General features: G+C 46.2%; 19 protein-coding genes and 2 tRNA genes. 3 read left to right on the forward strand and 18 right to left on the reverse strand.

Annotated features, from left to right (window positions below):
• Positions 1-77 precede the first annotated feature (77 nt).
• Positions 78-371, reverse strand: a complete 294-nt coding sequence (locus ORJ00_RS03735; RefSeq protein ID WP_306126111.1) for a hypothetical protein — start codon at positions 369-371, stop codon at positions 78-80.
• A gap of 292 nt (positions 372-663) precedes the next feature.
• Between ORJ00_RS03735 and ORJ00_RS03740 the strand changes: the two genes are divergently transcribed.
• Positions 664-1,020, forward strand: coding sequence for a PilZ domain-containing protein (locus ORJ00_RS03740; RefSeq protein WP_305975930.1), 357 nt, complete (start codon positions 664-666; stop codon positions 1,018-1,020).
• Between the two features lie 6 nt (positions 1,021-1,026).
• Here the strand turns inward: ORJ00_RS03740 and ORJ00_RS03745 are convergent, their stop codons facing one another.
• From ORJ00_RS03745 to rlmE, 17 genes are all read right to left on the reverse strand, one after another.
• The gene (locus tag ORJ00_RS03745) at positions 1,027-2,202 is read right to left on the reverse strand and encodes a hypothetical protein (protein WP_306137303.1); all 1,176 of its coding nucleotides are present in this window, start codon (positions 2,200-2,202) and stop codon (positions 1,027-1,029) included.
• Positions 2,192-3,100 carry a lipoprotein NlpI gene (gene nlpI, locus ORJ00_RS03750; RefSeq protein WP_306139031.1) on the reverse strand — a complete coding sequence of 303 codons (909 nt, stop codon included), beginning with the start codon at positions 3,098-3,100 and terminating at the stop codon, positions 2,192-2,194. Before nlpI ends, ORJ00_RS03745 begins: the two co-directional genes overlap by 11 nt.
• The gene (gene pnp, locus ORJ00_RS03755) at positions 3,081-5,210 is read right to left on the reverse strand and encodes a polyribonucleotide nucleotidyltransferase (RefSeq protein WP_306139032.1); all 2,130 of its coding nucleotides are present in this window, start codon (positions 5,208-5,210) and stop codon (positions 3,081-3,083) included. The genes nlpI and pnp overlap by 20 nt, the downstream gene beginning before the upstream one ends.
• A gap of 177 nt (positions 5,211-5,387) precedes the next feature.
• On the reverse strand, positions 5,388-5,657 hold the full coding sequence (gene rpsO / locus ORJ00_RS03760) for a 30S ribosomal protein S15 (protein ID WP_027669738.1): 270 nt from the start codon (positions 5,655-5,657) through the stop codon (positions 5,388-5,390).
• Between the two features lie 121 nt (positions 5,658-5,778).
• On the reverse strand, positions 5,779-6,702 hold the full coding sequence (gene truB, locus ORJ00_RS03765) for a tRNA pseudouridine(55) synthase TruB (protein WP_306139033.1): 924 nt from the start codon (positions 6,700-6,702) through the stop codon (positions 5,779-5,781).
• Positions 6,702-7,160, reverse strand: a complete 459-nt coding sequence (rbfA, locus tag ORJ00_RS03770) for a 30S ribosome-binding factor RbfA (protein WP_037053468.1) — start codon at positions 7,158-7,160, stop codon at positions 6,702-6,704. The genes truB and rbfA overlap by 1 nt, the downstream gene beginning before the upstream one ends.
• Positions 7,161-7,231: 71 nt before the next feature.
• The gene (gene infB, locus ORJ00_RS03775) at positions 7,232-9,916 is read right to left on the reverse strand and encodes a translation initiation factor IF-2 (RefSeq protein WP_305975922.1); all 2,685 of its coding nucleotides are present in this window, start codon (positions 9,914-9,916) and stop codon (positions 7,232-7,234) included.
• A 21-nt stretch (positions 9,917-9,937) separates the two neighbouring features.
• Positions 9,938-11,437, reverse strand: coding sequence for a transcription termination factor NusA (gene nusA / locus ORJ00_RS03780; RefSeq protein WP_305975920.1), 1,500 nt, complete (start codon positions 11,435-11,437; stop codon positions 9,938-9,940).
• Between the two features lie 29 nt (positions 11,438-11,466).
• A complete protein-coding gene (gene rimP / locus ORJ00_RS03785) occupies positions 11,467-11,922 on the reverse strand; it encodes a ribosome maturation factor RimP (RefSeq protein ID WP_027669734.1) in 456 nt (151 codons plus the stop codon).
• A 323-nt stretch (positions 11,923-12,245) separates the two neighbouring features.
• Positions 12,246-12,322 (reverse strand) — tRNA-Met (locus ORJ00_RS03790).
• A 74-nt stretch (positions 12,323-12,396) separates the two neighbouring features.
• Positions 12,397-12,481, reverse strand: a tRNA-Leu gene (locus tag ORJ00_RS03795).
• Between the two features lie 15 nt (positions 12,482-12,496).
• Positions 12,497-12,826 carry a preprotein translocase subunit SecG gene (gene secG, locus ORJ00_RS03800; RefSeq protein WP_027669733.1) on the reverse strand — a complete coding sequence of 110 codons (330 nt, stop codon included), beginning with the start codon at positions 12,824-12,826 and terminating at the stop codon, positions 12,497-12,499.
• 2 nt (positions 12,827-12,828) lie between these two features.
• A complete protein-coding gene (gene tpiA / locus ORJ00_RS03805; protein WP_027669732.1) occupies positions 12,829-13,581 on the reverse strand; it encodes a triose-phosphate isomerase in 753 nt (250 codons plus the stop codon).
• A gap of 83 nt (positions 13,582-13,664) precedes the next feature.
• Positions 13,665-14,999: a phosphoglucosamine mutase gene (glmM, locus tag ORJ00_RS03810; RefSeq protein WP_027669731.1), complete on the reverse strand. Its 1,335-nt coding sequence runs from the start codon at positions 14,997-14,999 to the stop codon at positions 13,665-13,667.
• Positions 15,000-15,002: 3 nt separating this feature from the next.
• A complete protein-coding gene (folP, locus tag ORJ00_RS03815; protein WP_306139034.1) occupies positions 15,003-15,836 on the reverse strand; it encodes a dihydropteroate synthase in 834 nt (277 codons plus the stop codon).
• Positions 15,837-15,946: 110 nt separating this feature from the next.
• A complete protein-coding gene (gene ftsH, locus ORJ00_RS03820; protein WP_306126203.1) occupies positions 15,947-17,866 on the reverse strand; it encodes an ATP-dependent zinc metalloprotease FtsH in 1,920 nt (639 codons plus the stop codon).
• A 58-nt stretch (positions 17,867-17,924) separates the two neighbouring features.
• On the reverse strand, positions 17,925-18,554 hold the full coding sequence (rlmE, locus tag ORJ00_RS03825) for a 23S rRNA (uridine(2552)-2'-O)-methyltransferase RlmE (protein WP_305975912.1): 630 nt from the start codon (positions 18,552-18,554) through the stop codon (positions 17,925-17,927).
• An 83-nt stretch (positions 18,555-18,637) separates the two neighbouring features.
• Between rlmE and yhbY the strand changes: the two genes are divergently transcribed.
• Both yhbY and radD read left to right on the forward strand, forming a co-directional pair.
• On the forward strand, positions 18,638-18,934 hold the full coding sequence (gene yhbY, locus ORJ00_RS03830; protein WP_027669727.1) for a ribosome assembly RNA-binding protein YhbY: 297 nt from the start codon (positions 18,638-18,640) through the stop codon (positions 18,932-18,934).
• 114 nt (positions 18,935-19,048) lie between these two features.
• Positions 19,049-20,800 carry a DNA repair helicase RadD gene (radD, locus tag ORJ00_RS03835; protein WP_306139035.1) on the forward strand — a complete coding sequence of 584 codons (1,752 nt, stop codon included), beginning with the start codon at positions 19,049-19,051 and terminating at the stop codon, positions 20,798-20,800.
• Positions 20,801-20,803 lie beyond the last annotated feature (3 nt).

The following is a 20,803-nucleotide window of genomic DNA, read 5'->3' on the forward strand; positions in this document are numbered from 1 at the left end:
GCCATAAGGCGCTTTTATATAATGCGAAATCAGCTACTTGTGTTGCCTCCACACTAATTTCATTCCTAGCTGTAGCGCTAATTTGTTACCATGTAAGCAGTGCCTTTGCAGGTCATATACGCATAACAACTTGCTCTTGTGGTTTGCAGGCCACATGCTTGAAAGACAACGCCGTTACCGCCTAAGCGCTGTGTATCAATCTTTAGTTTTGTCATCAAATAGCCCTGGCTGGGTTTTTCATCCATTCTATCAACCTGGCAGTAGTCTGCATCAACATACCCCACTACAGCAGCGTTTAATTGCCAAATCTCACCCTCGGAGTATTCTTTTACCACACCCGCTCTAATACTATTTTCTGCTTTGTTTTGCACGTAAGGACCCATGTTAGAATTAAACACAATTCCTGAGCACCCCGTTAGATAAAAACACAATATAAACAAGCTTGCTTTCATAAGCCCTCCAAACACGCACCAAAACTTTATTTCATTCTACCTGGTGAATGTTAATTTACAATAAGTCAAACTAACTAACATATTCTACTAAATCAATCGGAACTTACTTTGCTTTCCAAGCTACAATGCTAAAGATATACTGCGGGAGCATTGTCGTGCTTTTGTTTAACTTAAAAGACGCTATGCTCAATAAAGATTAATGGGGGACGAAATGGATAACAGACGTTTTAGCCGGGTCAATTTTAAAGGCAAAGCTCATCTTGATATGGGTGAGCACAGCTTACTTACTGAAGTACTGGATCTCTCATTGCAAGGTGCCTTGATCAGCAAACCTAACGACTGGCCAACGGCTATACCTCAGCAACTTCAATTGCGTATTCAGTTGGATGATTTTCCGTTGGAAGTAATTATGAGCGTTAGCGTTGCGCATACTTCTGATACGGTAATAGGATTGCACTGCGAAAAAATAGATATAGAAAGCGTCTCACATTTACGCCGGTTGTTAGAACTTAACTTAGGCGATGCTGAGCTCTTAAGCCGAGAACTGTCAGAACTAAGCGCAGACTAGTCCCTGTTAATCTACTGCTAATGCTTGCTGCGCATCTGCATAACCTTGTTCAGATGCGCGTTGCATAAACTGTTGCCACTGCAACCAACTTTGCTGCTGTCTAGCAAGATAAGCAAAATAATATTGTACCGGCATTAGCTGCTGTGGGTTTTGCAACACTTGTTGCGCTAAAGCCAGATATAAATCCGGTAATCCAAGCTCATAAAATCGCATCACATTTGTTGCACTTACCACACGATAGGCTTGCTGCCCAATAGACTGGCAGGTTTTTACAGCGGTTAAAGCAATATCCTCTGGCGCTAATTGCCAATGTTGCAAATACGCTGTGCTATTGTCACCAATAATAAGATTGGGGTAGCGCATACCCGGCTTACATATCGCTATAGCCGCTTGCTCTGTCAAAGGATACTCATCTACAAAGCCCAAAACATGCATAAACTCGTGACGAAATAATGCCAAGTCAGCATTGTCTGGCAGCTGCAAAATACCGTTGTTGTAACTGGCTTTACCCCGCCCAGCAATAACCAATAGCTGGCTAAATCTGCCAGTTTCAACAACAGTGTCAAGTGCTCGATAATGGCACTGTATAAGGGTGTCACTGCTTTCTGTACAGCCCAAAACGGTGCTATCCAGAGTATATACTGGCAAAAAACAGACTGGTAGCTGCGACAACTGCGGATCTTGTTGCCATTGCTGAGATAAGCTTTGCCAGTTGTCTGCCCCAGCCTGCTGACTAATAACCGGTTGCAACGTGAGTTTACAGCCAAGAGCATGGGAAATGCCCGCAATACGGGGTTTGTTTTGTTGCCATAATCCCAACTCAGCACGCTGTGCCAGATTTACGGCAGCGTTATTAATAGTATTGCTATCAAGTTGTTGCTGCAGCCACTGCGCTGTAGCAAGCCTACCTTGTTCGCGCTGTTGTAACTGCAAGGCATGATGCAACGCAATATCATCGCCAAGTAACGCTGCATGTCGAAACCAACGCAGCGCTGCATCATACTCTGCCGAGGCTAAGCGCTGACTCGCTAACGTAACTGCAGCAACGGGGTCGTCTGCAGCCCTTCGCATCAACTCAGCCTGATTATTATTTACCGGCTGACAAGCACTCAGTAACAGAAAAGCAAAAAAGCCGGTAAACCGGCTTTTTATAAATCGTTGTACCAATATATTACGGCTCATCGTATTCGCTGGCGGGCATAGTGTCACCTCGCAAACGTGCTATTTCCAAGCGGGCATAGCGGTGCTCAACAAACTCAAATACGTTAGTCGCCAATACTTGCTTGTAATAAGTTAATGCTTGCTCCTGACGATTCTGACTTTCATGCCATTTAGCCAAGTAGAAATACACTTCACACAATCTTTCGGCCAACAGCTGTGAATTGCTTAAATCTTGTAATACAGAATCAAGCAACGTTTGCTCAGCCATTTCTCCCGCCAGAAAGCGCACTATGTTAGTAGACCATTCCGCCTTATCTAACTTAGCAAGGTTCTGCTTCAATTCTAAGCGGGCTTGCTCAGTGGATACATCGCTTTGGGCAAGGTATAACCAAATAACACGGTAAGCATCGTTAGGTTTTAACGCCAAAAAACGTTTGAAATCAGTTAGAGCTAATTCAGTTTTGCCAGCATAATATAACGCAATACCACGATTTAAATAGGCAAATTCATGCTCGGGCGCTAGCTCTAAAGCAGAATCAAATGCTTCAAATGCCGAGTTAAAGTCACCATTAACGGTATTGTGAATACCAACAAAATTGTATGCGTCCGCCATATCAGGTTTTAAACGCAAAGCGCGAATAAAATCCAGGCGAGCCAATGAACGTAACCCAACGCTATCGTACATCACACCACGGTCGTAGTATAACTGCGCAGACTGTTCTTCCGACAACTCTGCACGGTACAAGATTTCACTTAACCGGGCGATAGCCAATTCAGTACGGGTTGACGCGGCAAGCGGTTCTGGTACAAGCCAACCAGCATGCATGGCCGGCTGCGAAGCGCAGCCGCCAAGTAACGAAGCCAATAGCGCCAAAGGCGCTATTTGACTTAACAGCCTATTAGGCATTGTCTTCAACATTTGCAGGCTCAGTAGCAGGTTTAGCGGTCGCTTCTTTAATACTTAAGCGCACGCGGCCTTGCTTGTCGACTTCTAACACCTTAACGGCAACTTTCTGACCAACAGTTAAGTGTTCAGAAACATTATTCACGCGCTCATCAGAGATTTGTGAAATATGCACTAAGCCATCTTTACCCGGTAACACGTTTACAAAGGCACCGAAATCAACAATACGTACGACTTCACCTTCATAAATGGTACCTACTTCAATCTCAGCAGTAATAGCGTTGATTTTGTCGATAGCAATTTGTGCCGCTTTGGCTGTTGTAGCGGCAATTTTAATGCTGCCGTCGTCTTCCAGTTCAATGGTAGTACCTGATTCTTCAGTGATCTGACGAATTACTGCACCACCTTTTCCGATAACTTCGCGGATTTTCTCCGGGTTAATCTTCATGGTGTAAATTCGCGGCGCGTATTCTGACATTTCTTCGCGGTGACCGCTGATAGCCTGGTCCATCACGTTCAGAATATGCAAACGGGCAGCTTTAGCTTGCTTAAGCGCAATTTGCATAATTTCTTTGGTGATACCATCAATTTTGATATCCATTTGCAGCGCTGTAATACCGTCGGTAGTACCCGCTACTTTAAAGTCCATATCACCTAAATGGTCTTCGTCACCTAAGATGTCTGACAGAACAACGAAATCGTCACCCTCTTTAACCAACCCCATAGCGATACCCGCTACAGATGCTTTGATAGGTACGCCAGCATCCATAAGTGCTAATGAAGAACCACACACCGATGCCATAGAACTTGAACCGTTTGATTCAGTGATTTCAGACACGATACGAACAGTGTATGGGAAGTCATTAAAATCAGGCATAACAGCTAGTACGCCACGCTTCGCTAAACGGCCATGACCAATTTCACGACGCTTAGGCGAGCCAACCATACCGGTTTCACCAACACAGTACGGAGGGAAGTTATAGTGCAGCATAAAGGTGTCGGTTTTTGCACTTAGCAAGTCATCGATATTTTGTGCATCACGGGCAGTACCCAAAGTTGCAGTTACCAACGCTTGAGTTTCACCACGGGTGAACAAGGCTGAACCGTGAGTACGAGGCAAAACGCCCGTCATCACGCTTAAACCACGGATCATTTCCGGGTCACGGCCATCGATACGCGGCTCGCCCTTGGTAATACGACCACGTACCACTTTAGATTCCAACTCGTGGAAAATATCGCCGACGTCGTTTTTATTAAGTTCTTCACCGTCAGCCAGCTCAGCAGTTAATTTTTCAACTAAAGCGGCTTTGATTTCACCAATACGCTCGTAGCGTTTGGCTTTTTCAGTGATTTGATAAGCTTCACTCAGTTGAGCGCGTGCTAATGTGTCAATTTTATCAATTAACGGCTGGTTCTTCGCAGGAGACTGCCAGTTCCACTTAGGCTTCCCGCCTTCAGCAGCAAATTCATTGATAGCATTGATAGCCGTTTGCATTTGCTCATGGCCATACATTACTGCACCTAGCATGACATCTTCAGACAGAATGCCGGCTTCAGATTCAACCATTAACACAGCACTGGAAGTACCGGCTACCACTAAGTCCAGCTTAGAGGTTTTCAGCTCTTCTTCTGACGGGTTCAGGACGTACTGGTTATTAATATAACCAACACGAGCCGCACCGATAGGGCCTGCAAACGGAATACCTGATAACGCCAGCGCAGCAGAGGCACCGATTAACGCAACGATATCGGGTTGAATTTCCGGCTGTACGGATACAACAGTAGCAATAACCTGAACTTCATTAATGAAGCCTTCAGGAAACAGTGGACGAATTGGCCGGTCGATTAAACGCGACGTTAAGGTTTCACCTTCAGATGGGCGGCCTTCGCGTTTAAAGAAACCTCCAGGGATACGACCGGCAGCATACATTTTTTCTTGATAATTTACCGTTAACGGGAAGAAATCCTGACCAGGTTTTGGCTCTCTCTTACCCACTACCGTTACTAAAACTGACGTATCACCCAGGCTGGCCAGCACTGCGGCATCTGCCTGACGGGCGATAACGCCGGTCTCTAAGGTAAAAGTGTGTTGGCCGAATGGGAATGATTTTACGATGGGAGTCACGTGTTTGTTTCCTTTACTTAATCGCCTAATTGCGATGTCATTTTTGTCGTTTAATTCTTACGTAGTATACTCTGTAACCAAAGCGGAAAGATAGTTCAGTCAATCGTTAAGTTTGTAGAAAATTTCATCGCCTAATATAAAAAAAGGGGCTAAAAGCCCCTTTTTTACTTAAACCGATTAACGGCGTAAGCCTAAACGCTCGATCAGTGTGGCGTAACGGCTCTGGTCTTTACCTTTTAAGTAATCCAGTAATTTACGACGCTGGCTAACCATGCGCAACAAACCACGACGAGAGTGGAAGTCGTGCTTGTGCTGGGCAAAGTGGCCTTGTAAATGGTTGATTGACGCAGTTAACAGGGCTACCTGTACTTCTGGTGAACCTGTGTCGCCTTGCTTAACAGCAAAGTCAGCAACGATTTTTGCTTTATCAGCAGCGTTTAAAGACATATGTAACTCCAAATGTGAGTGAACTAAAATAAGGGAATTGCCGATCACTCATCCAGCAAGCCCAAAAAACCGCGCGATTATACCATTTTACGGTTTTTTCTCAATACGTTTTTCACTAGCATTACAGTGCAGCTGTATTAAGTAAACGCCGTGAACTTAAGACGTTATCGGTTATCTCGCCAATACCAAAAAAGCTATCGTCAGGACCATGTAGTTTTATTGCCGTAATGTTCTGCGCAGTCACCTGACAACTCTGGCCATGTTGTAACCGATGCTGCTCAGCACCAGTCAGAACTATTTTAGGCATAGCAACAATACCCGCATCCATCGGCAGTAGCAGGCTGTCCATAGTGGTGAAATCGGTACTTTGATGACAAGCTTCAGCCAATTCATCCAATTGTAATGGCGTAATCATTTGCGCCGCGTCAAACGGGCCAACCTGAGTTCGGTGCAACTTAGCAACATGAGCACCACACCCCAGCGCCTCACCTAAATCATCAATCAGTGTGCGAATATAGGTGCCTTTTGAACAGTGCACTATAAAATCAGCATTACTACCCACCATTGCCAGTAGCTCGAAGCGAAAAATACTAATGGGCCTTGCATCACGTTGTACTTCGATACCCTGGCGCGCATAGCGATACAATGGTTGGCCTTGATACTTCAAAGCAGAAAACATCGTTGGCACCTGCAGAATATCCCCGCGAAACGCCTGCATCGCCAGCTCCAGCTCTGCCTGGCTGAAATTGACCGGCTTTTCGCTGATTATTTCACCTTCGCTGTCACTCGTATTAGTTCTAACACCAAAGGTCGCCGTAACGAGATAGGTTTTATCCGTATCGAGTAGAAACTGGCTAAACTTGGTTGCCTCACCAAAACATATAGGCAGTAAACCTGACGCCATGGGATCTAATGCCCCAGTATGACCGGCTTTTTGAGCCTGAAACAACCAACGAACACGCTGTAAAATGCCGTTACTGCTAACTTCCAGCGGCTTATCCAGTAATAAAATGCCATTTACCGCACGGGCATTTTTACGCGCCATTAGTTATTAGGCTCGTCGCTGTTGCTGACTTCTGTATCCGCTGCGTCTTTATTTGCGTCAACATCATCCAACGCTTGGCCTGATTCCAACCGGCGACGGTCATCATCAGCGCGAGCTGAGCTAACCAAGGTGGCCATACGAATACCTTCGTTAAGCGACTCATCAAACACAAAACGAATGTGGGGCACAATACGTGCCTGGATCCGCTTGCCAATTAAGCTTCGGACAAAACCAGACGCGTCGTTTAAAATTTTAAGGTTGTCTTCAACCTTTTCATCGGCAAGGCCTAAAAAGGTCACAAATACCTTGGCATGCGATAAGTCTCTTGATACTTCCACATCGGAGACCGTAATCATGCTGTGTAAACGCGGATCTTTAATTTCACGCTGTAAGATCACGGCCATTTCTTTTTTCATTTGCTGCGACAATCTGTCGACGCGCGAGAATTCTTTACTCATACACTTATTTCCGTTGTATGCAGCAGACAAAACAGGGGCCGTCGGCCCCTGTTTTATTGTTGCGTTGCCTGTTACAGGGTACGTTCAACCTGTATCACTTCGAACACTTCGATTTGGTCGCCTTCGCGAACATCGTTGTAGTTCTTCACGCCGATACCACATTCGAAGCCGTTACGAACTTCACTAACGTCATCTTTAAAGCGACGTAATGACTCCAGCTCACCTTCAAATATAACCACGTTGTCACGCAGTACGCGGATAGGCGCGTTACGCTTAATAACACCTTCGGTAACCATACAGCCGGCAACCGCACCGAATTTCGGTGAACGGAACACGTCACGTACTTGCGCCAGACCAATGATCTGTTGCTTAAATTCAGGCGCTAACATACCGGTCATTGCTGCACGAACTTCGTCTAACAGCTCATAAATGATACCGTAGTAACGTAAATCCAGACCTTCATCTTCGACTAACTTACGTGCAGTACCATCAGCACGCACGTTAAAGCCGATAACAATAGCTGAAGACGCTGCGGCTAATGTTACGTCGGTTTCGGTAATGCCACCTACGCCGCTACCAACAATTTTAACTTTAACTTCGTCAGTCGACAGCTTCATTAATGATTCAATGATAGCTTCTACCGAACCTTGTACGTCAGCTTTCAATACGATATTTAGTTCTGACACATCGCCTTCAGTCATGTTAGCAAACATGTTTTCCAGCTTAGATTTCTGCTGACGTGCTAACTTAACATCACGGAATTTACCTTGGCGATACAGCGCAACTTCACGAGCTTTACGCTCGTCTTTTACAACAGTAACTTCGTCACCCGCCTGAGGTACGCCAGATAAACCTAAAATTTCTACCGGAATAGATGGGCCAGCCGTTTTAACGTCTTTGCCGTTCTCATCACGCATCGCACGAACACGGCCGTATTCAAAACCACACAGTACGATTTCGCCCTGCTTCAACGTACCAGCTTGCACTAGTATAGACGCAACCGGACCACGACCTTTATCCAGACGTGACTCAATTACCACGCCACGCGCTAAACCATCTTTAACGGCCTTTAATTCTAACAGTTCAGATTGGTTCAAAATGGCTTCTAGTAAGTCGTCAATACCCATACCAGATTTAGCCGATACTGGCACGAACTGAACATCACCGCCCCACTCTTCTGAAATAACATCGTATTGTGACAGTTCGTTACGTACACGTTCTGGATCAGCTTCTGGCTTATCCATTTTATTAACTGCAACCACTAACGGCACACCAGCAGCTTTCGCATGCTGAATAGCTTCTTTGGTTTGTGGCATCACGCCGTCATCAGCCGCTACCACCAAAATAACGATATCCGTTGCTTTAGCACCACGAGCACGCATAGACGTAAACGCAGCGTGACCTGGCGTATCTAAGAACGTGACCATACCGCGGTCAGTATCTACGTGGTAGGCACCGATATGCTGGGTAATACCACCGGCTTCGCCTGCAGCAACTTTCGCTTTACGGATATAATCCAGTAATGATGTTTTACCATGGTCAACGTGACCCATTACCGTAACAACCGGTGCACGAGACTCTAGTACACCCTGACCTTCACGGTCAGACATTACCGCTTCTTCCAGCTCATTTTCTTTTGTCAGCGTAAACTTATGGCCCATTTCTTCACAGACAATGGCCGCCGTTTCCTGATCAATAACCTGGTTAATGGTTGCCATAGCACCCATTTTCATCATCACTTTAATAACTTCTGATGCTTTAACGGCCATTTTGGCTGCCAGCTCAGCAACAGTGATGGTTTCACCGATTTTCACTTCACGCTCAACCGGCTGAGCTGGCTTGTTGAAGCCATGCTGCATACTCGTCGGCGTTTTCTTTTTCTTAGCATGACGGTTAGCACGGTTAAATGCTTCTTTGTCATTAGCATCGTCTTTCTTTTTACCTTTTACAGGAGGCGCTTTTTTACCTGCACCACGACGACCTGCACGCTCTTCTTTCGCGTCCACTTCATCTTCAGCCTGTTTAGCAAACTCGTTGCTGGTTAGGTGGTAATCATCAGTGTCTGCTGGCTTGGCTTTTTCTTCCTGAGCCCATCGTTCACTGTTTTCTTCTGCCAGTTTACGGGCAGCTTCGGCTTGCTTGGCCGCTTCTTCTTCTAGCTTCCGAAGTGCTTCAGCCTCTTGCTGCTGACGAATATGCTCAGCTTCTTTACGGGCTTCTTCTTTTGCTGCGCGACGTGCTGCTTCTTCCGGATCATCTTTCACCAGCTGAGCTTGCTTAGCTTCTTCACGACGTTTAGCTTCTGCAGCTTTGCGTTCAGCCTCTTCTTTGGCTTTTGCTGCCGCAATTTCTCTTGCTTTGCGATCCGCTTCCTGACGCGCGTGGTCAGCTTCGGCTTTCGCTTTTTCTTCTGCTAAACGGGCTTCTTCCTGTGCTTTTAATGTCGCTTCATCAACCAGAGGCTTTTTCACGAAGGTCTTTTGTTTTCGAACTTCAACCTGAATCTCACGGTTACGACCTGCGCCACCAGACACACTCAGCGTGGTCTTCTCTTTGCGCTTTAACGTTAAGCGCGCTGGCTCTGATGAGTTTCCACCATGCTGTGCACTTAAATGTTCCAGTAAAGATTTCTTTTCATCTTCGCTGACTACCTGTCCGGCTGCTTTATTGATACCGGCATCAGCGAATTGCTGCACTAACCGTTCAACAGTAGTACCGACATCACTGGCTAGCTTTTCTATAGTGACTTCTGCCATTTGTGTTGTTACCTCCGTTGACTACTTATTTTCTTCGCTAAACCAGACAATATTACGGGCGCCCATAATCAAGTCGGCGGCTTGTTGTTCCGACATGGTGGCAATTTCCAGTAAATCATCAACACCCAGCTCTGCCAGGTCGTCTAACGTTGTTACCCCTTTACTGGCTAAAACATAAGCCATATGGGTATCTAATCCTTCCAGCGCTAACAGCGCTTCGCTTGGTTGGGCGTCTTCCAGCGATTCTTCGCTAGCGAGTGCGCGAGTTGTTAACACTGCTTTAGCACGACCGCGAAGTTCTTCAACCATCGCTTCGTCTAAACCATCAATGCTTAACAATTCACTCACAGGTACATAAGCAATTTCTTCTAGTGTCGAGAAACCTTCGTCAACTAAAACATCAGCAAAGTCTTCATCAATCTCTAAAGCATCAACAAAAGCCTGGCGTACCTTGGCTGTTTCTTCCTGGTGTTTCTGTTTCATGGCAGAAACAGACATAACATTCAGTTCCCAACCTGTAAGCTGGCTTGCCAAACGTACGTTTTGCCCATTACGGCCAATTGCCATTGCCAGGTTTGAATCTTCAACCGCAATGTCCATAGAGTGGGTATCTTCATCAACGATGATAGAAGCCACTTCTGCTGGTGCCATTGCGTTAATAACAAACTGGGCATCGTTGTCGTCATACAACACGATATCTACGCGCTCACCGGCCAATTCGTTTGATACCGCCTGTACACGTGAACCACGCATACCAACACAAGCACCAACCGGGTCAATACGACGGTCGTTACTCTTCACCGCTATTTTGGCACGTGCCCCCGGATCACGAGCAGCACCACGCAGTTCAATCATTTCTTCGCCAATTTCTGGCACTTCAATGCGAAACAGCTCCAATAACATTTCTGGACGTGAACGGCTTAAAAACAGTTGCGCACCACGCGCTTCTGGCTTTACTTCAAACAGTAAGGCACGAATACGGTCACCCGGACGATAGGTTTCACGTGGTAACATTTCGTCACGACCCAACATCGCTTCAGCATTGTTGCCTAAGTCGACAATGATGCTATCGCGATTAACTTTTTTCACTACACCTGTGACTAACTCACCCACTTGGTCGACATAAGCTTCAACAACTTGTGAACGTTCTGCTTCACGCACTTTTTGCACGATAACCTGCTTGGCCATCTGCGTGGTGATACGGTCAAATTCGATAGAATCGATTTGCTCTTCGTAGTAATCGCCAATCTGCACTGAAGGCTCGTCGTACTGCGCTGCCGATAATGTCATTTCACGGTACGGGTGCTCTTGCACCTGATCATCCGGGATAACTTGCCAGCGACGGAAAGTTTCATAGGCACCGGTTTTACGATCAATACTGACGCGTACTTCGATGTCGCCTTCATTTTTCTTCTTCGTAGCTGCTGCCAACGCAAATTCTAATGCCTGGAAGATTTTCTCCCGCGGTACCGATTTTTCGTTTGAAACTGCATCAACAACTAATAATATTTCTTTTGCCATTGTCTGTTGCCTCGCTTTGCCCCGATACCTTAAAAAACAGGTACCACGTTTGCTTTATCTACGTTATCCATCAGCAAACGATAGGGTTTGCCATCTACTTCCACTATCAACATATCGTCTTCAATAGCTGTTAGTACGCCTTTAAACTTGCGACGGCCATCCTGTGGAATCGCAAGTTTCACTTCAATCTTTTGCCCTACTACTACAGCGAAATGTGCCGGAGTAAATAGCGGGCGATCTAAACCCGGCGACGATACCTCAAGCAGGTATTCGTTCGTGATAGGATCTTCCACATCTAAAATGGCGCTGACTTCACGGCTGACCAGTGCGCAATTATCAACATTCACGCCATCGGCATGGTCAATATAAATGCGCAAAGTCGAATGACGACCAGCCTGCACCAGTTCCAGCCCTAATAACTCAAAGCCAGTTGCTTCAACTGTTGGAAGCAACAGCTCGGTCAGTGTTTGTTCTTGCTTAGTCAATGCGACCTCCGAAAAACCTGTATCTGCTGCAACCAGGTCCTAGGTCGCAACAAATAAAAAAAGGGCTGCGTAGCCCAATACTGCTTAAAACTGAGTCTGCAGATACGAAAACGCCCCGAACTAGCGGGGCGAATGGGCATCTAATCAGTAAACATATCGCCAATGTTTACTGAAAAACATAATCACTTTTGCCTTAAAGCATCATCATATGCGACAAGACTGAAAGTTGGTTGCGGGAGCCGGAGCCGGATTTCAGACCTTCGCCCTGCCGTTATAAAGAGGAGCCCGTTGGACTTTCTCTGTAACTGCTTAACCATTAAATTTGGTTGCGGGAGCCGGATTTGAACCGACGACCTTCGGGTTATGAGCCCGACGAGCTACCAGGCTGCTCCATCCCGCGTCCGTAATTGGCGCTTATTATATAGCGCTGACTGGTTAATCGCAAGGGTTGCGATGGCAAACTGTTGATTAATTTGGTGCCGAGAGCGGGACTTGAACCCGCACGTCCGAAGACACTACCCCCTCAAGATAGCGTGTCTACCAATTTCACCACCTCGGCAAATTCTTTGTTAACTTAGTTGCCTACAGGAATATCGCTAGCATCGTCTTTTTTCAATTCGACTTGCTCTGTAGTAGGAACAGAAAGATCCTGCCATTCGTCAACTTTTTTACTCTGGCCTGCACTGTAATTGCCCAGTACAATACTCAGGACAAAAAAGATGGTTGCCAGAATAGTGGTGGTTTTGGTAAGGAAGTTACCAGTACCAGAAGAGCCAAACACTGTAGCAGACGCACCAGCACCGAAAGAAGCGCCCATATCAGCACCTTTACCGTGCTGTATTAACACTAAGCCAATTAATGCCATCGCAACTAACAGATAAACTACTATAAAAATTTCGTACATGCTTATTCCTTTGCACCTTTTGTAACTGCAAGGCAAATTTGCGCAAATTCAACTGGCTTGAGGCTAGCGCCACCTACCAGTGCACCGTCTATGTCGGCTTGCTGAAATAACGCAACACAATTGTCTGCATTAACACTGCCGCCATACAATAATTTCACCGTTACGGCTGACTGCGAATTATATTTCGCCAAATGCTGCCGGATAAAATGGTGAGTTGCTTGAGCCTGTTCTGGCGTAGCTGACTCTCCGGTACCGATAGCCCATATTGGCTCATATGCAATAACTGAGTTTGCCAGTAATTCGGGCTGCGAAGCATACACCGCATCAAGTTGCCGTGCAAGAACCTGCTGAGTTTTTTCTTGTTGTCGCTCAGATAATGATTCACCAACACACAAAATAGGTGTTAAGCCTGCTGCTACTGCACGACTGAGCTTTGCCGCAATCAAGGCGTCAGTTTCAAAATTTAATTCGCGTCGCTCAGAATGCCCAACAATGACATAGGTTGCACCCGCTTCAAGGAGCAAATTGGCACTCAACTCACCGGTAAAAGCACCGCTAACTTCATGACTTAATGTCTGGCCACCTAAGGCGAACGTCTTTGGATTAGTAAAGGCTGTAAGCAAAGTTGCCGGCGGGCAAACCACAACAGTGGTAGTACCTTGCGACAACTCATTAAGCGCGGCAGTCATGTCTTGTGCCAGTGCAGCCGAACCGTTCATTTTCCAGTTAGCAGCAATCAGTGGTGTACGATGCATGATGCGGTATCCCCATTATTTACCGGGCGCGATAGTAACCAACCACGCCCAGCCAAACAAGTATTATTGGCGCAATTGAACAATCAACTGGCTATTTTTACCGCAGCGGCGATCTGTTCAGCATATTCACGCACCAATAATGCGTCTTCGCCTTCTACCATTACCCTGATCAAGGGTTCAGTACCACTTTTACGAATTAGCACTCGACCAGATCCATTAAGCCTAGTTTCAACATCTGCGATAACTTGCTTAACATGCTGCTTTTCTAAAGGTGCAGTGCCTTTTTCAAACTTCACATTGACCAGCACTTGTGGCAACTTGTGCATACCTTGGCTAAATTCAGCCAGCGTCATTTTCGCTTCAATCATCGCGGTTAATACTTGCAGTGATGCAATAATGCCATCGCCGGTACAGGTATGATCTAAGTTAAGTACATGACCAGAATTTTCACCACCGATACGCCAGTCTTTCTCACGCAGCAATTCCATCACATACCGATCACCAACTGCACTTCGGGCAAAGGGAATATCTAATTGCTGCAATGCCAGTTCAAGGCCAAGGTTACTCATTAAGGTGCCTACGACACCTCCATGTAACTTATTTTGTGACTTCGCTGCACGGGCAATAATATAAACAATTTCATCGCCATCAATAACACGACCAGTATGATCAACCATCATGACCCGGTCACCATCGCCATCATAGGCAATACCTAAATCAGCTTGTTGTTCTACTACCGTTTTCTGCACTAAGTCTGTATGCGTCGCGCCGCAGTCAGCATTAATGTTAATGCCATTCGGGCTAGCACCAATAAGCACAACCTCAGCACCGAGCTCTTTAAATACGGCAGGTGCAATGTGATAGGTGGCGCCATGCGCGCAGTCGATGACAATTTTCATCCCACTGAGCGATAGGTGGTTTGGTAAATGACTTTTACAAAACTCGATATAGCGGCCTGCCGCATCTTCGATACGCTGTGCCTTACCAAGCTTTTCTGACGATTCACAGACCATGGGCTGTTCCAGCTCATATTCTATCGCAAGTTCAACTTCATCCGGCAGTTTAGTACCATCAGCAGAGAAGAACTTAATGCCGTTATCATAGTATGGGTTATGTGACGCGCTAATAACGATACCGGCTTCGGCACGAAAGGTACGGGTGAGATAGGCAACGGCGGGGGTTGGCATTGGGCCCAGCAGGCGTACATTGATCCCGGCGGCAATTAAACCTGCCTCTAGTGCAGTTTCAAGTAAATAACCGGAAATACGTGTGTCTTTACCAATAAGCACTTTACGCGTGCCACGCTGCGACAACACCCGACCGGCTGCCCATCCTAGTTTCATGGCAAACTCAGGTGTAATAGGAAAATCCCCTACTTTGCCGCGTACGCCGTCGGTACCAAAATACTTTCTGCTCATCCTTTATACTCCATACTGCATGGCTGTCACTACCTTGACGGCCTGCACGGTTTCTTTAACATCATGCACCCGTATAATTTGGGCACCTTTTAATGCTGCAATAGTAGCGCAGGCCAGACTGCCTGCCAAACGTTCGTTCACTGGCAGGCTAAGTAACTGCCCTACCATAGACTTGCGCGACATACCGGCAAGCAACGCATAACCGGTATCACAAAACTGAGAAAGCTGGCGCAGTAACGTATAGTTGTGCTCCAGGCTTTTGCCAAAACCAAAACCGGGGTCAAGAATGATATTGTGTTTTTTTACACCGGCATGTTCACAGGCTATCGCTCTGTGTAGTAAAAACTGTTTTACCTCAGCGGTAACATCGTCGTACTGCGGTGCATGTTGCATACTGCGTGGCGCACCTTGCATATGCATTAAACAGACAGGAACCTGAGACGCCACAGCAACCGCGAGTGCTCCGGGTTCCTGCAGTGCCCGTACGTCATTGATAATATCTGCACCTGCATGAACCGCCGCTGACATCACTGCAGCTTTACTGGTATCAATGGAAATAACACAATCAAACCGTTGCCTTATCGCCTCAATAACAGGTATTACCCGCAGCAGTTCAGCTTGTTCCGGCACCTCGTCAGCACCTGGGCGGGTAGACTCACCACCAATATCTAAAACCTGCGCACCATCTGCCAGCATTTGCTCGGCTTGACGCAGTGCATCGTCTACCCGCTGAATACGACCTCCATCGGAAAACGAATCTGGTGTGATATTTAAAATCCCCATCACCACTGGCCGTGTTAAATCAAGTTGGCGCTGACGAGGTAGAGACAACAGCATAGCGACTCCTGTAAAGCATAAACGTTATTTTTACTTACGATAAAAATAGGCACTAAAAATAAACCCCGGCAAAACCGGGGCTTGGACAATATCAATTTTAGACAACGTGCTTAGTGCAGATTACCTTCAGAAGGCTTCGCCGATGTTGCGGTATCATCGTTACTTGATTTCGCATCCGGCTTATCATCAGAACCCGGTTTATCACGAGGTTCCCAGTTTTCCGGTTGACGAACTTCACGACGCTCCATTAGGTCGTCAATTTGTTTAGCATCGATGGTTTCATACTTCATTAACGCATCTTTCATCGCATGCAGTATGTCCATATTCTCTTCAATCAGCTTTTTAGCTCTGTCGTAGTTGCGATCGATAAACTGCCGGATCTCTGCATCAATGGCTTTTACGGTATCCTCAGACATATGCTTATTTTTACTGACTGAGCGTCCAAGAAACACTTCGCCTTCTTCGTCTGCATACAACAGCGGCCCCAGTTTTTCTGAGAAGCCCCACTGCGTTACCATTTTGCGCGCCAAATCTGTGGCACGTTCAATATCGTTAGAAGCACCTGTAGTTACAGACTCAAAACCGTAGATCACTTCCTCAGCAATACGACCACCGAACAACGAGCTTATCATGCTCTCAAGCAAACGCTTGCTGTGTGATACGCGGTCACGCTCAGGTAAGTACATAGTCACCCCCAGGGCACGACCACGCGGGATAATACTCACTTTGTAGACAGGATCGTGATCCGGAACTAAACGTCCAACAATGGCATGGCCTGCTTCATGGTAGGCCGTCATCTCTTTTTCTTTTTCCGTCATCACCATAGAGCGGCGTTCTGCACCCATCATGATTTTGTCTTTGGCTTTTTCAAACTCATCCATCGACACCACACGACGATTTCCGCGGGCAGCAAACAATGCCGCTTCGTTGACCAGGTTGGCTAAGTCTGCACCTGAGAAACCCGGCGTGCCTCGCGCGATTACTGAAGGCTCAACACCTTCAGCTAAAGGTACTTTGCGCATATGCACTTTAAGAATTTGTTCACGACCTTTCACATCTGGCAAACCAACAACTACCTGACGGTCAAAACGACCTGGGCGCAATAACGCTGGGTCCAATACGTCTGGACGGTTGGTAGCGGCAATAATGATGATACCTTCATTACCATCGAAGCCATCCATCTCTACCAGCATCTGGTTTAACGTTTGTTCACGTTCGTCGTGACCACCGCCTAAACCGGCACCGCGCTGACGGCCAACTGCGTCAATTTCATCAATAAAAATGATACAAGGTGCGGCTTTTTTCGCCTGTTCAAACATGTCACGTACCCGTGACGCACCCACACCAACGAACATTTCAACAAAGTCTGAACCCGATATTGTAAAAAACGGAACTTTAGCTTCGCCAGCAATGGCTTTTGCAAGTAACGTTTTACCGGTACCTGGTGGGCCGACCATTAAGATACCCTTGGGGATCTTTCCGCCCAGCTTCTGGAAGCGTGATGGGTCTCGCAAGTAATCGACCAGCTCAGACACCTCTTCTTTTGCTTCGTCACAGCCTGCGACATCAGCAAAAGTGGTCTTAATCTGATCTTCGCCCATCAAGCGTGCTTTACTCTTACCAAATGACATAGCGCCTTTACCGCCACCACCCTGCATCTGGCGCATGAAGAAAATCCACACACCAATGAGCAGCAACATTGGGAACCATGAAATAAAGATGGTCGTTAGCCAGCTACTTTCTTCTGGTTTGCTACCAAAAGAGTCCACTTCATTTTTAATCAGGTCATCATTTAACTTTGGGTCATAACCTGTCGGAATAACGGTTTCAAAGCGCTCACCGCTGCGTTTCACACCAGTAATAACGCCAGCGCGATCCACTTTAACTTCGCGGATCTGGCCTTGATTTACCTCTTTGATAAACTGAGTGTAACTGGTTTGTCTCTCACTGTTGTCACCGGGTCCAAAGCTATTGAACACCGACATTAGTACAACGGCGATAACTAACCAGACAATCACATTTTTTGCCATGTCACTCAAGGTTATAACCTCTTCTTACCGAAAATTAGATAATTACCAGACTACTTTACTAGACTTTAAAGCCGGTAGCCACGATATATGTCTCTCGTGAACGCGCACGAGACGAATCTGGTTTACGAATTTTAACCGTTGTGAAAGCCGCTCGCACATCTTTTAAGAACTGCTCAAAGCCATCACCCTGAAATACTTTGACCACAAAACTACCATTTTGCTTCAATACTTTGTGACACATATCCAACGCAAGTTCCACCAGATAAATAGAACGCGCCTGATCCGTGGTGTCATTCCCGCTCATATTCGGCGCCATATCAGATAGCACTACATCTACGTTCTGACCATTAATTCGGCTCAGTAGTGCATCAAGTACCGTTTCTTCGCGAAAATCGCCTTGTAAAAAACTAACCCCGTTTATCGGGTCCATCGGCAAAATATCGCACGCAATAATAGTGCCTGAGCCCCCAACTAAACCAACACAAAATTGAGACCAACTGCCCGGCGCTGAACCCAAATCGACTACGGTCATGCCCGGTTTAATCAACTTGTCTTGCAGATTAATCTCTTCAAGTTTAAACGCTGCGCGCGATCTTAAACCGAGTTTTTGTGCCTTTTGCACAAATTTGTCATCAAAATGCTCTTTCAACCAGCGTGTTGAACTGGCAGAGCGTTTTTTCTTGGTCATGCTATCACTCTTGATTAGTGTTATGCGTTAGATGGCGCTACAATAACGCAAATTCAAGCGTTATCTGCGGAAATAGTCATTTTATGAGTTTAACCAATAAACAAAAACAATTTTTAAAAGCAAAAGCACATGATCTTAAACCCGTCATTCTGCTCGGCGGCAATGGCCTGACCGAAGGTGTAGTAGCAGAAATCGACGTGGCGCTTAATTTTCACGAACTGATTAAAATTAAAGTTCCTACAGAAGATCGTGAAGAAAAAGTGCTCATCATGGATGCTATTGTTCGTGAAACTAAAGCAGATAAAGTACAGGTAATCGGTAAAACACTGGTACTTTTCCGCCAGGGTAAAGATAAAAAGATCCCACTGCCTCGCGGTTAATGTTGCTGCCATTAACTCTGTAGCAAGCTACTTAACTATATTATCAACTGCCTGCATCATCATGTAGGCAATGGTAACATTAAACATTTAAACAGTCACAATACCGAACCTGCCGTGCAATTAAGAGACTATCAACAGCAAGCCGTTGACGCTGCTATTGCCCATTTCAGGCACAGTAGCGAATCGGCAGTTATAGTACTGCCGACTGGTGCAGGAAAAAGTTTAGTACTGGCAGAGTTGGCGCGCCTGGCCAACGGGCGGGTACTTATTTTGACGCATGTTAAAGAGTTAGTGGCACAAAATGCCGAAAAAGTGGCTTTACTAAGCCAAGCTGGCACTGTGTTTGCTGCAGGACTAAAGCAAAAGGACAGTAGTGGTAAGACGGTTATTGCTAGCGTGCAATCAGCAGCACGTAACCTGACTCAGTTTAGCCAGCCTTTTTCGCTAGTCATTATTGATGAATGCCATAGAATTAGTCTTAGTGAAGATAGCCAGTATCAGTTACTGTTTACTCATTTACTTCAGCAAAATTCCACGCTTAAGCTCCTTGGACTTACTGCTACGCCATACCGGTTAGGAACAGGCTGGGTATACCAAAGTCACTACCACGGTAAGGTAGGCTCTGTCGAGCAGGCCACTTTTACGCGTTGTATCTTCGAACTGCCGTTACGGCCACTTATCAACAAAGGCTATTTAGCTAAACCAGTGTTGTTGGACGGCTTGGCAGCGCAGTATGACTTTAGCCATCTTGTTCCCACTGAGGGTGGTGATTACAGCGAGCAACAGGTTGATTCAATTCTCGGTAAAACGGGCCGTGCTACTAAATTAATTGTCGGCCAACTAAATCAGTTAGCCCATAATAAGCAAGGTGTGCTTATCTTTGCCGCTTCGGTGCGTCATGCCAACGAAATTGTTACTCTACTCGAGGGCTTAAATCAACAAGTCGCCTTGCTCACTGCAACAACACCTGGTAACGAGCGCGACCAGCTGATTAGCGAGTTTAAGGCGCAGCGACTGAAGTTTTTAGTTAATGTTGCAGTGCTTACCACTGGGTTTGATGCGCCTCATGTCGATTTAATCGCTATTTTGCGCCCTACAGCCTCGGTCAGTTTATTTCAGCAAATGGTAGGGCGTGGCCTTCGCAGTGCACCAAATAAAACCCACTGCCTGATTATTGACTACGCCGCAAATGGCTATGACTTATATTACCCTGAAGTGGGCAGCCCAAGGCCTACCAGCAAGGCAGTACCCGTTCAAGTGCCTTGCCCACAATGTCAGTTTGCCAACATATTTTGGGGGCTGGTCGATAACGACGGGGATATTATTGAACACTACGGCAGACGCTGCCAGGGGCTAGCAGAGCATGCGCCCACCACAGTACCCAACCAATGCAGTTATCGGTTTCGTGCCAGAATTTGTCCAGATTGTGGTGGCGAAAATGATATTGCCGCCAGAGTGTGTCAGCAGTGTCAGTCTCAACTTATCGACCCTGATAAGCGTTTGAAAGAGGTATTAAACCAAAAACATCATCATTTGTTTCGTTGTCAGCACATGTTGCTTGCTGATGTGCAAGGCAGATTGCAAGTGCAGTATGTAGATATTGATGGCAATCCGTTTTATCGTCAGTTTGCACTTCAAACCGCAGCACAGCGTAGGGCATTATTTGCGCTATTTATTTTACCGCATCAACGTGCACCAGGATTAAAACCTAAAAACTACCTGACAGCCCGTGAAGTCGTCGCCGATCAAGATAAATTTCGCATGCCGCAACTTATTCTGTTAAAAAAAACCAACAAAGGTTGGCAACATCTGGACAGTATTTTTGATTACAACGGCCGTTATCAATCTAATGCTAGCATAACGTAGCAC

Origin of the sequence: Rheinheimera baltica (genome assembly GCF_030731985.1) — a bacterium.
In the GTDB taxonomy this organism is placed as follows: Bacteria; Pseudomonadota; Gammaproteobacteria; order Enterobacterales; family Alteromonadaceae; genus Alishewanella; species Alishewanella baltica.

Excerpts from the sequence above, each read along its gene's own strand:
- rpsO (WP_027669738.1), bottom strand. The coding sequence starts at position 5,657 with ATGTCTTTAAACGCTGCTGATAAAGCAAAAATCGTTGCTGACTTTGCT.
- nlpI (WP_306139031.1), bottom strand. The coding sequence starts at position 3,100 with ATGTTGAAGACAATGCCTAATAGGCTGTTAAGTCAAATAGCGCCTTTG.
- nusA (WP_305975920.1), bottom strand. The coding sequence starts at position 11,437 with ATGGCAAAAGAAATATTATTAGTTGTTGATGCAGTTTCAAACGAAAAA.
- rbfA (WP_037053468.1), bottom strand. The coding sequence starts at position 7,160 with ATGAGTAAAGAATTCTCGCGCGTCGACAGATTGTCGCAGCAAATGAAA.
- infB (WP_305975922.1), bottom strand. The coding sequence starts at position 9,916 with ATGGCAGAAGTCACTATAGAAAAGCTAGCCAGTGATGTCGGTACTACT.
- secG (WP_027669733.1), bottom strand. The coding sequence starts at position 12,826 with ATGTACGAAATTTTTATAGTAGTTTATCTGTTAGTTGCGATGGCATTA.
- truB (WP_306139033.1), bottom strand. The coding sequence starts at position 6,702 with ATGGCGCGTAAAAATGCCCGTGCGGTAAATGGCATTTTATTACTGGAT.
- ORJ00_RS03740 (WP_305975930.1), top strand. The coding sequence starts at position 664 with ATGGATAACAGACGTTTTAGCCGGGTCAATTTTAAAGGCAAAGCTCAT.
- folP (WP_306139034.1), bottom strand. The coding sequence starts at position 15,836 with ATGCTGTTGTCTCTACCTCGTCAGCGCCAACTTGATTTAACACGGCCA.
- ORJ00_RS03745 (WP_306137303.1), bottom strand. The coding sequence starts at position 2,202 with ATGAGCCGTAATATATTGGTACAACGATTTATAAAAAGCCGGTTTACC.
- glmM (WP_027669731.1), bottom strand. The coding sequence starts at position 14,999 with ATGAGCAGAAAGTATTTTGGTACCGACGGCGTACGCGGCAAAGTAGGG.
- yhbY (WP_027669727.1), top strand. The coding sequence starts at position 18,638 with ATGAGTTTAACCAATAAACAAAAACAATTTTTAAAAGCAAAAGCACAT.
- ftsH (WP_306126203.1), bottom strand. The coding sequence starts at position 17,866 with ATGGCAAAAAATGTGATTGTCTGGTTAGTTATCGCCGTTGTACTAATG.
- tpiA (WP_027669732.1), bottom strand. The coding sequence starts at position 13,581 with ATGCATCGTACACCACTGATTGCTGCTAACTGGAAAATGAACGGTTCG.
- rlmE (WP_305975912.1), bottom strand. The coding sequence starts at position 18,554 with ATGACCAAGAAAAAACGCTCTGCCAGTTCAACACGCTGGTTGAAAGAG.